Annotated in this window: 9 protein-coding genes; 4 read left to right on the top strand and 5 right to left on the bottom strand. The window is 56.9% G+C overall.

Features of this window, described 5'->3' with window-relative positions:
- The 3 genes from PAF17_RS19685 to PAF17_RS19675 all read left to right on the top strand — a co-directional run.
- Positions 1 to 956, top strand: a 956-nt coding sequence (locus PAF17_RS19685) for a hypothetical protein (RefSeq protein WP_271890770.1), incomplete at its 5' end; no start/stop codon positions are given.
- A 158-nt stretch (positions 957 to 1,114) separates the two neighbouring features.
- The gene (locus tag PAF17_RS19680) at positions 1,115 to 1,726 is read left to right on the top strand and encodes a hypothetical protein (protein WP_271890769.1); all 612 of its coding nucleotides are present in this window, start codon (positions 1,115 to 1,117) and stop codon (positions 1,724 to 1,726) included.
- Positions 1,727 to 2,084: 358 nt separating this feature from the next.
- The gene (locus PAF17_RS19675; protein WP_271890768.1) at positions 2,085 to 2,696 is read left to right on the top strand and encodes an NYN domain-containing protein; all 612 of its coding nucleotides are present in this window, start codon (positions 2,085 to 2,087) and stop codon (positions 2,694 to 2,696) included.
- A gap of 129 nt (positions 2,697 to 2,825) precedes the next feature.
- On the opposite strand, the gene PAF17_RS19670 is transcribed toward PAF17_RS19675, so the two are convergent.
- Genes PAF17_RS19670 through PAF17_RS19660 form a run of 3 tightly spaced genes read right to left on the bottom strand, consistent with a single transcriptional unit; the run spans position 2,826 to position 6,907 of the window.
- Entirely contained in the window at positions 2,826 to 6,020 is a 3,195-nt protein-coding gene (locus PAF17_RS19670) for an Eco57I restriction-modification methylase domain-containing protein (RefSeq protein ID WP_271890767.1), read from the bottom strand.
- 16 nt (positions 6,021 to 6,036) lie between these two features.
- On the bottom strand, positions 6,037 to 6,300 hold the full coding sequence (locus PAF17_RS19665; RefSeq protein ID WP_271890766.1) for a CopG family transcriptional regulator: 264 nt from the start codon (positions 6,298 to 6,300) through the stop codon (positions 6,037 to 6,039).
- Entirely contained in the window at positions 6,293 to 6,907 is a 615-nt protein-coding gene (locus tag PAF17_RS19660; RefSeq protein ID WP_271890765.1) for a ParA family protein, read from the bottom strand. The genes PAF17_RS19665 and PAF17_RS19660 overlap by 8 nt, the downstream gene beginning before the upstream one ends.
- 159 nt (positions 6,908 to 7,066) lie before the next feature.
- Between PAF17_RS19660 and PAF17_RS19655 the strand changes: the two genes are divergently transcribed.
- Positions 7,067 to 7,750, top strand: a complete 684-nt coding sequence (locus tag PAF17_RS19655; RefSeq protein ID WP_271890764.1) for a recombinase family protein — start codon at positions 7,067 to 7,069, stop codon at positions 7,748 to 7,750.
- Here the strand turns inward: PAF17_RS19655 and PAF17_RS19650 are convergent.
- Together PAF17_RS19650 and PAF17_RS19645 are read right to left on the bottom strand one after the other, a co-directional pair.
- Positions 7,747 to 8,550: a GIY-YIG nuclease family protein gene (locus PAF17_RS19650; RefSeq protein ID WP_271890763.1), complete on the bottom strand. Its 804-nt coding sequence runs from the start codon at positions 8,548 to 8,550 to the stop codon at positions 7,747 to 7,749. The two genes, PAF17_RS19655 and PAF17_RS19650, sit on opposite strands and share 4 nt — an antisense overlap.
- Positions 8,550 to 9,392 (bottom strand): replication initiation protein, encoded by an 843-nt coding sequence (locus PAF17_RS19645; RefSeq protein WP_271890762.1) that lies wholly within the window; start codon positions 9,390 to 9,392, stop codon positions 8,550 to 8,552. Before PAF17_RS19645 ends, PAF17_RS19650 begins: the two co-directional genes overlap by 1 nt.
- Positions 9,393 to 10,253: the final 861 nt, after the last annotated feature.

Raw genomic sequence — 10,253 nt, 5'->3', positions numbered from 1 at the left:
GAGATGTTCTACAATCCGAAGCGCAAGCATGCGAGAAACGGGATGCTGTCGCCCGTAGAGTTCGAACGGCAGCGGAAACCGAGACCCGAAGGCGTCTAGGAAACGCGGGGCTATTCAAAGCCCCACAAAAGGGCACGCTCGTAAACGTGGTTGCGCAAGGGGCGGCTCTCGAAGCCGTAACCGCAGCGCACCCGCTGGACGCGGTGGTCGGTAAGATCGCCAAAACGACCCAGCCGCCAGAAAAGCGCACGGATGGCTTGCCGGTTGGTTCTCAGGCCAAATTCATAGAAGCGGCAAAGTGCGCGGCAATTCTCGGTTTCCCGATCAACACGCTACTCACGGTTCGTTGGTCGTCTCTCTACTATCACGACAACGCCACCTCCATTTTTACAAAAGCACCCGTCGAGCGAATTGCCTATCTGGTCGAGTTGCTGAGAAAATGGGTTGGTGCACGATGTCGCGGCGGCTTCCAGTATCTCTGGGTCCGCGAAGTAACATCGGATCTGGGCGAACACTGGCACCTTGCCTTTCATCTTCCGCATGGAAAGCGGAAAGCTATCGCGTCCTACCTCTCCGACCTTCTTGGTGAACCCCTAGATCATACGCCCCGCACCAAAGCGCAGGGGCGAACAGAAGGCGAGTTCGCATGTAGCATCTGGGGATCGTGGCACCTGGCCAAAGACACGCGCCCAGAACAATTAGGCTTCTACCTTGCCGCCTATCTTGGAAAGGGCGAACCGTCTGAATGCATGTTTCGTGGTAAATTAGTCCCCAATACCTGCAAGCCGGTTAGAGGCCGGGCGTTTGGTGGCCGCGAAAGGTCTGGCAGATACGATGCGCCGCAAGGCCAGATCAGGGGTACAGCAGCACTCAAGAAACGCTTCGATATGGCCCGCCCACTCAAACAAGCTGTAAAGGCGGCGCAAAGCGGCGATTTAAGCGGGGTGAGGGTTTGAGGTATGGGTGGTGCTACCGTAATTGTGAGACGGGCGCTCAGCGGCGCTCTGTGCGCCTCTCAGATGCATCTCCGGAAATGCCTGTTTCCAAGCACAAACAGCCGGAGCCAATACCAGGGTAAGTTTCCAAATGATTTCGGCAAAATCTGAGGTGAGAGATGGGCGGCGTAGGTAGCGGGCGCCACTGTCAGGTTGGAGCAGATATAACCGAACATAACCGTTCGATCGATATTCGATGGCTGAAACGTGAGGGACTTTTGGCTTCTGGAGACAATCGCCGGATTACCTGGTCGCGCGGTGGCGAGGTGACAGGTTCGATCGACATCCAGTCTGAGCCGGGGCGCGTGATCCTGGACTATCGCCACCGGGATCGAGGCGGGGAATGGCAACCCGAACGCTATCCCATCTATCTCGACACCACGCCTTGCCACATGGGCGGCGTCCGTCACTGGTTCCTCTGCCCGGCTCGGGGCTGCGGTCGCCGGGTTGCTATCCTCTACGGTGGGGCAATCTTCGCGTGTCGTTATTGCTACCGGCTGGCCTATCCTTCGCAGCGGGAAAAGCCGGGTGATCGAGCAGCACGGCAGGCAGATCGCATCAGGAACAAAATGGGCTGGCCTGGCGGCATCCTAGAAGGCGGCGACTGGGGCAAGCCTAAGGGAATGCACTGGCGCACCTATGAGCGGCTTTGCCAAAAACACGACGCCCTGTCAGATCGCGCCCTGGTCGGGATCATGGACCACCTGAACCGCCTGTCCGGCCGTTTCTAAACTAGGCGGATTTAGAGGGGCGAAGTTGGCAAGAAATAGGAACGTTAACTTCACATGCTACGAGGCTTGCCGTCTCATTGTAGATCGAGGCACCGAAGCGCTTCAACCAGAACGCTTCTCACCTGGTTTTGGCTCGCCTCATGGCCGCACGGAACCCGGTTAAGATCGCAGGTCGCACGGGAGGCGTTGCGCTGAGGTTGACATGCAACCCTTGTGCGCTTGGCCAGTGCCAAACGACACATTAGGCTTGCGTCAACGCTTTTCGGTGCTAAATATGACTTATCTAACCGGTGGGGTTCGCGCCATCGGATAAGCCGCTCGGAAGGGCGGCTTTTTCCATTTTTGGTTTGGTGAACGCATGGCTGTAAGGCGTGTTTCGGTCTATATCGACGGGTTTAACCTCTACCACGCACTCGATGATCTAGGTGAAAACCACCTGAAATGGCTTGATCTTTGGGCAGTGTCCGCAACGCTGGTCCGCAAGAACGAGGTGGTGACGGCTGTCAAATACTTTTCGGCATACGCGACCTGGATGCAGCCCAGTTACCGGCGCCACCAGAGGTATGTTGCAGCGCTGCAATCTCGGGGTGTCGAGTTCATCGAAGGCCGCTTCAAAGAAAAACCCATGCAGTGCAAGAGCTGCGGCGTGCGCTACAATGCTCACGAAGAAAAAGAAACCGATGTGAATATCGGAGTTCATCTCATGGCAGATGGCCTCCAGAACAGGTTCGACCGGGCCTTGGTCATATCTGCAGATACAGACCTGAATGAGGCTGTAAGACTGACAAGAGCAGAAGCGACGGGCAAACAAATCGACATTGTCGCGCCGCCTAAGCGCAAAGGCCGAAACTCCACCGCATTATTTGAGATGACAGTGGGACGTGTGCGGAGCTCCCTTCTGCCCGCTGAGCTGGAAGTTGACGGCAAGACGATCACGCGCCCTACAGAATACGATCCGCCAGCGGCTTAGTGCGCACCCTCAAAAAAGAGACAGACCTGCGCCCAAACCGCCCCGATAAATGGGGTCGGTTCGGGCTGGGCGGGTTCCGGGAAGGAGAGTTAAAATCCGTTTTCCGTTATCAAGGAAAGGCTTGGCGGATCAGATCGAGGCTTCCAGAAGGGCGATTTCATCCGGTGTCAGGTCGAACAGTTCATAGACAATACCGTCGATCGTGGCTTCCGCTTGGGCAATCTCAGCAGTGAGGCGGGCAATCTCGGCGCGGTCGCGGGTGATCCAGTCCTCCCAGTCGGACCGCTCAGACAGCGGAATGTCGGCCTTGAACGCCTTCTTCACCTCGGCCCGGAAAGCGGCGAAGTCTGGCAGGGTCCACCATTCCTTGAGCTTGGTATTGAGCTTCGGTTCCCGTTCAGGCGGGCAAAGGTCAGGAATGCGGCGTGTCAAGGCGGTTTGCAATCTCAGGCGGGTCTGAGCTGCGACATGCGCCCTTTCCGATAGCGCCGCGAGTTCTGTCTTCGTGGCATTCGGCCAGTTGGGTATGGGCATTTCGCCCAGATGGTTTGAAAAAAACCGAACAAACCCGCCCTTAACCTGGGCGCTAACGTTCAGGTAGGTGAACCAAAGCAACTTGGAGTTCAGATAGGCGGTGAGGTGGTGTTCACCGCTTGGGATGAAGTATCCTGTGTTCGCCATGAACGAGCCCTCTGTGTCTACATGGAACGGGGAGCTGTCGCCAATGTCCTTGTAGGCAATCTTAGGCGCGGAGAAGTGTGGCGCATATGTTTCCTGCGCCTGTTGCAGCGCAAACCATTCCTGTTTGGTTGCGCGCTTCTCCAAGCCTTCCTTGAATGGCAACAGCCAATCGCGGATGGCCGGGTAATCTTCTATGTCGATCCGGTTTTTGGGAATGTAGATCAGCCAAAGCCCACGCGGTTCCCCACGCCAGCGTTTCAGGTCTTTGCCTTCCAGGAATGGCTTTAACAGTTCGGCAGATCGCGGGTCTTGAGCGCAGAGCCGATCCTTGGTCGGCGTGTCGATCACAAAGGCGGCGTTGAGGCCGGTCACTACGCCGCGCAGCGGTGATCCATACACCTCTTTCAGTGTCTTGTGCCCTGCCTTGATTTTCTCGCGCAGCGCCCGCAACGCGGGGTTTTCCAGCTCCCATGATCCGGCCCCAAGGGCCGCTTGCGGGTAAGGGCCTTGTGCGGCTTCCCAGCCTGCCAGGAAATTCGTGTCCGGTAGCGCGTCCACCTTCCAGAACCGCAGCTCATGATCTTTTGGCGCGGTCCCGCGCTTCAAGGTCAGGATCGCCGGGTAGGTCGTCACGCCCTTGAACACTTGCAGATCGCCAAAATCGACAACGCCCTCAATCGTGGCATCCCGCAGAAGGTATTCGCGCAGCGGTTTGCCCGAGCCGGTCTTGAAGAATGTGTTCGAGGAAATATAGCCCAAGCGCCCGCCCGGTTTGAGTAGCCGCAGGCCCCGTTCATAGAAATAGCAGTAGAGGTCCGCCCTGTCAGACACGACTTCATAGCGGGTTTCCAGATAGGGCTTCAGCTCCTTCAGAAATTCCATGCGGACATAGGGCGGATTGCCAAGAACAACGTCGAACCCGCCTTCAGCAAAGATGCTGGGAAAGGCGGTTTCCCAGGTGAAGGCGTGATCGAGGTAAGCGAAGTTGCTGTCTTCGATCAGGCTATCCCCGACACGGATACTCCCCGACAGGCTGTCCAGCAGCTTCCCGCGCCGTGCGGTTTTGATCCAGAGTGACAGTTTGGTGATTTCGACGCTTTCGGCGTTCACATCCACGCCAAAGAGATTGTTCGACAGAATTTCGCTATCGGGATCGAGCAGGTCGTCTATGTAGCCAGCCTTCCCTTCCAGCTCGGCAATCTTCTCGTTCACGCGGGAAAGCTCAGCCTTGAGGAAGTCGAACGCCATGATGAGGAACACGCCAGAACCGCAGGCCGGATCGACAATGCGCAGCGTCTTGATACGGTCGCGGTAGGCTTGCCAGGATTCCAGCTCGGCCGATTTTCTGCGCCAAGGGATTGTAGCGTAATCGCTGAGGTCCGCATCCTTTTTGGCATGGTCGCGCAGGATCGTCTCAAAGGCTTCTTTCAGATGAGCGCCCAGGGTCTCGGCCACAATGAACCGGGCGATATAATCGGGCGTGTAAACTACACCATCCCGCTTGCGCCGCCCGCTGGTGCCGCTGGTCTTTTCCTGTTTTTCTTCCTCGCCGCGCGCGATGGCTTGCAGGCGCTCCACGTCTGCAATGGACTGTTCGAAGATATGGCCCAGAACGGTGACGGATACCTCGGACGCGAAGTCGTATTCGCCAAGGGTCTTGAAACCCTCACAGATTGCGTCCGGCAGATCGAGGCCGTTGATAGCCTCATCCGGGCGGAACAGACCGCCATTGTAGCGCGGGATTTTCAGTTCCTCACTGCCCAGATCGATTGCCCGGAACAAGCCCTTGAAATTCTCCCAGACCGGGCGCGGGTTATAGGGGTCGCGGGCGGTGAAGGCGTCGGCAAGTGTGTTGTCAGGTAAAAGGCCGGTATCTTCCGCGAAGGCTATGAATAGCACGCGGTCGAGGATCTTCTGGGCCAGCGCGATTGCGTCCAGGGCTTCAATCGTGTCGTCAGCTTCTTGAACCGCGCCTAAGAGCTGAAGGCGCAGCGCCTTGTAGTCCCGATAGAGCTTATCGGTAATGTCCTTGTCTTCGCGGCGGCTTTCCTTGAGCAGATCAAGCGTGCGGCCTGACAGAAGGTTTTCTGCCGACAAGAGCAGCATGAAGCGGGCGTATTCGTCGGGTGCTGTGAGCTGGTCGAGCCTGAAGGATTCATAGGCGGCGGTGCCTTCGCCAAACCCGTAGAGGCGCAGCTCGATGTAGTTGGACACCAGAACCCACTTCACGCCACGGGCGTTCATGGCGTATTCCCACGCCTGTTGAACGGGGCTTTTGTTGCGCCCAGGCATGATTGCATCGAGGTCGCGCGTGTCGGCCCCCTTCAGCTCGAACGGGGCCAGGATTTCAGGCTTCTTTCCACCAAAGCGGCCAAGGGCCAGATCAACGCTTCCGCGAAGGATCGTCTGTTCGGTCGCAACCGTGTATTCAGCACCCCCGGCTGGGCCGTGATAGCCAAGAACGCCTTCAACGATTTTCGCGGTGAATTGCCCATGCAGGGCGACTTCTTTCAGCGTGTAGATACGGCCATCCCGGATCAGTCCGGCCCAGGCATCGAGGGCGGCTAGGTGATCTTCGGGAACAGAAGCGGGCTTGATATGGCGTGCAAGGGTCTTGCGGTTGAAAAGGTTCATAAAAGCCATTCACATAATTACGTAACTACGCATTTGCGCGCTTAAGGTATTCTGAAAGAGCAGCTTCCAAAATGGCCTGGTGCGTTTGGTCGGTTTCGACGGCATGAAGCCTCAGGCGTTTGTAGGTCTCACCATCGAGGGCGAGCGTCAGCCGCTTCTCACTTGGACGCTTTGTCGGTTTCTTGTCCTGAGCCACCCCCTGCCCTGCCCCGCGTTGCGGTATGCCGGTATCGGTCGGACGGCTTTCTGTGTTCAACAGGCCATCGAGGGCCACGGGTTTCTTAACCATTCAGAATCCCTTTCACGTAATCCCATAGGGCAGCAATCTCTGCCCCCGCTTTGTCGTCGGTTGTCTCAGATACCCCTTGGCCGGTCGCGCCGGTTTCTGCATAGGCGACACGTTGAGCGACATTCACCGGGGCAACCCTGCCATGTTGCGCCAGAACGCGGGCCGCTTCCTCAGTGATCCGCGCACGGGGGGTCTGAGACAAGGCAAAGGCGAAAGGCGCCTTCGCAGCATTCACGGCGGCTATGGTCGCACCCACGGCCCGTAGATCGTCAGGAGAGGGCCGAACCGGGATCAACACCAGGTCAGCCGCCCCAAGCGCCTCAGATAGCCATTCTGGGGCCGCTGGTGGCGTGTCGATTATGCAGAGGTCAAATTGCGCCTTGGCCGCGTCCAGTGTGGCGCGTAGCGCGTGAGGGGCGGGGTCACGGTCCAGCATGGCCGGGGTTTCGGCTTCACGGCTTTCCCACCATCCTCTGAGTGAGCTTTGCGGGTCCAGATCGAGGCAAAGCACCTTCCTGCCGTCCAGAGAGGCGGCAACGGACAGATTGCGGGCCAGCGTCGTTTTACCAGCCCCGCCTTTCTGAGCGGCTATCAGTATCGTTTTCATAGTTCGGGAATCTATCGCAAATGCGCAGAGCCGCAAACGCATAATTTCACATACGCATATTTGCGTATTTACGTAAACGCATACATATGTATAAGAACACAACGGACGTAGGGTTTTTATACACCCTAAGATTACCCCTAGGACTGAGAGACCCATGCTATGAAATTCGTCACCTACCTTCGCGTATCAACGGAACGCCAGGGCCAGAGCGGTTTGGGGTTGGAAGCGCAACGTGCGGCGGTTGCGGCGCATGTCCTGGGCCGGGGCGAGGTCGTGGCGGAGTTTGTCGAGGTGGAAAGCGGCAAGCGTGCAGATCGTCCTGAGTTGGTGCGTGCGCTGGTAGAGGCGAAGCGGGCAGGGGCCGTGTTGCTCATTGCCAAGCTGGATCGTCTCGCCCGCAATGTCGCATTCATTGCGAACCTTCTGGAAAGCGGGGTCGAGGTCACGGCGGCGGATATGCCTGAGGCGAACCGCTTTGTGCTGCACATCATGGCCGCAGTCGCGGAACAAGAGGGTCGCGCAATCTCAGAGCGCACCAAGGCGGCGCTGGCAGCGGCGAAGGCGCGGGGGGTCAAACTGGGTTGGTCTATCCCTGAACGGGCTTCTGAGCAGCGTCAGGCGGTACGTAAGGGGGCTGCGGTGAACAAGGCGCGGGCGCTGGCCCATGCTGAGAACGTGTCGCCGGTGGTCGAGCAGATCAGGGCAGGGGGCGCATCCCTTCGCCAGATTGCGGCGGAGCTGAACGCACGCGAGATCAAAACCGCTCGGGGCGGGAAATGGCACGCGACCACCGTGCGGAATATACTAACGGCGAAAAACGGAGCTGAGGTTTGCGCTGCCTAAACTTGTCTCTCTTGAGTCTTGAGAAACCAAAGATCATCAGGTGACTTGGGTGGAGTTCCGTTAGGGTACACTGTTTCAAAATTCTCTATGGTACCTGCGTATGCGGCGGGATCGCGTTGACGTCTCCAGTCAGAGAACCTGTCCTTTGCATCAAGAAATGCAACGAAACCGTAGGCAAAGGCAGCGAAAACAGGCAGTCGCAGCCAAACAGCTGGTTCACCTGAGTAGTATAGAAAAACAGACAGAAAAAGCAGGCCCAAGAGGTATATATCATTGAATCTCAGAGGATACGGAACGGATTGTTCACCGGCTAAAATCTGCTTGGCTCGCTCGTATTCCGCACGTCTTTCAGGAAACGTCTGGCATAGCATTTTGAATGTCTCTTCTTGCTCCGCTCGCTGCTTTTCCTGCTGTCGCGCCTGTTCTGCCGCTGTCCGCTGTCGAAGCCGCACCTCGCGTTCAGCTGCGGCTTGTTTTTCGCGGCGAAGCTTTTCTTGTTTTCCCCAGTTCGACCACTTGGACAGGGCTACAGAAACTTCTGTTTGAGCCTCTTGAGGGCTGCACTTGAACTGTTCACGCCGCCCTTCTACCCGCCACCGACTGAGTGAACCGAGTGCCAATCGTTCTGCTGACTTGGTATCTGGCACTTCCAGCGACCAATGCATCTTCCAAGTCCCGATAGTATTGGAAGCATTGTTGTGCTCAGCTAGTCTCCGCTTCAGATTGTTGGTTTTCCCAACTTTGATGGCATTTCTGTCAGCCGTGTTGGTCAGGATATATATGAAGCCCTGCTCAGCCATTATTCGATCACTTCCGGCGGCAACATGTCCTCAACAGTTCCGGTGATCCGCGCCTTTCGGCCTACACGGGGGCGCTGTAATTCAGCGTAAGCGGCTTTGCGACCTTCAATGTCCTTCGCCCCCCAGCCGATCAGAACGCCGGTGACGCGCCGCCCGGTCTTCTCAGGCACTACGGTCACAGTGAAGTCTGACAGGGCGTTCACTTCCAGCAATGCGGGCTTGATCGCGTATTGGTTCAGGTTGCCAAAGGTTTCCAGCTTCCCAGGCTCTACGCCTAAGAGTTCCCGAAAGTCATCCAAGGCGAACCGTTCGGTGAACACATGCTTTAGCCTCACACGCCGCGCCACGGCTTCATAGAGGGCTAGGGCATACTTCGAGGTGAAGGCCCGTAGCACCTCCAACTCTAGCTTGGCAAAGACGGTGGAATCCTTGAGCAGCAACGCCAGCTCGGGCGGGATCGAATACTTGAGGTTGCCGCGCTTCCGCTTGGGGTCTGACAGGTTGTTCCAGCCCAGAAGCTGCACGCGGTCGGTTGATCCGTCCGGGCGCTGGATCGTCACCACGGTCGTCATAAGGGCTTCAATCGACTGCACCAGCCGATCATTGCTTTCGTGCGTTTCTCTTAGGTCAGCAACCGCGATTTCAAAGCGCCTGTTCTCTGACGCCAGGTCAGGCCCGAAGGCATGGCGTAGCAGCACGTTGAACAGCCGCCGGTCTGCCAGTGTCAGCCTGGACGCGCCCTTAACCTCGATCAGCTCGGCAGGCTTCACCATCTCGCCCAGGTTCGGAGCGACATCGAGCGTCCGCGTATTATTAGTTTTGGGGCGGTTCGATTCCGACAATGGCTTTCCGTTAGCTGGTGATTCGCTCAAAGCTAAGAGTAAAGCCGTGCCAGAGGCAAGGTTTTGTGCCTCGATCCAGGTGGCGCACAAACCGCCCGATTCCTAAGCGTAAGCCGCCCCAAAACTAATGGATAACCGCCCTAAAACTAATCCGTTCTCGCCCGATCCCTAAGAGTTTGGCTGATTTCCCTTTTTAGATCAGCGCATTACGCGACCAGAAGTAAGAAGATTCTAGAAGAAAAAGAAGAAGAATGATTACAGCACAAATGCGGATTTACGTAATTGCATAATTTTCGCCATGTTCGGTCTTTGTTCCTTGAGCTGTAGCTGCTAAAACACTACTATGGCTCGTATCTGCTCACACATGGACCGCAAAATATGGACATTTCACCCCTGCTCACCGTGACTGACTTCTGTCAGGCTGTAGGTATTAGCCGATCCACCTGGCACAAACTCAAGCGCCAAGGCGCAACACCCGCCGTTGTCACAATCGGCGGCATTCAACGCATCCGAAAGGAAGCGGCTGAGGCATGGCTTGCTGAGAACGAAACCAGAGGCAGCACCATCCACTGACACAACCTAGCCCGGTCGAAATGGGAGGAACGGCGGGCGCATCGAGGCTAAGAAACTGGACACGCAATTCATGGCAGCAGGCCCTTACGGAACGTCTGAAACGCCCGAGTTACGGAAGCGGCCTATATATATAGCTCGCGCGTTACCTATATCGTATGGTTCCCACCAAGTGAATAGCCCCTAGATTCGTAGACGCCTTCTTCCCTAATTTTGAGGCAAGGAGGCCGAGATGGGCAAAGGCAATTTCAGCGCCGAGTTCAAGCGTGACGCGGTCGCGCAGATCACCGA

It is taken from the genome of Paracoccus onchidii (genome assembly GCF_028294535.1).
Lineage (GTDB): Bacteria > Pseudomonadota > Alphaproteobacteria > Rhodobacterales > Rhodobacteraceae > Paracoccus > Paracoccus onchidii.
The sequence above is the reverse complement of the archived record's forward strand: the minus strand, read 5'-3'. Positions and strand labels throughout refer to the sequence as shown.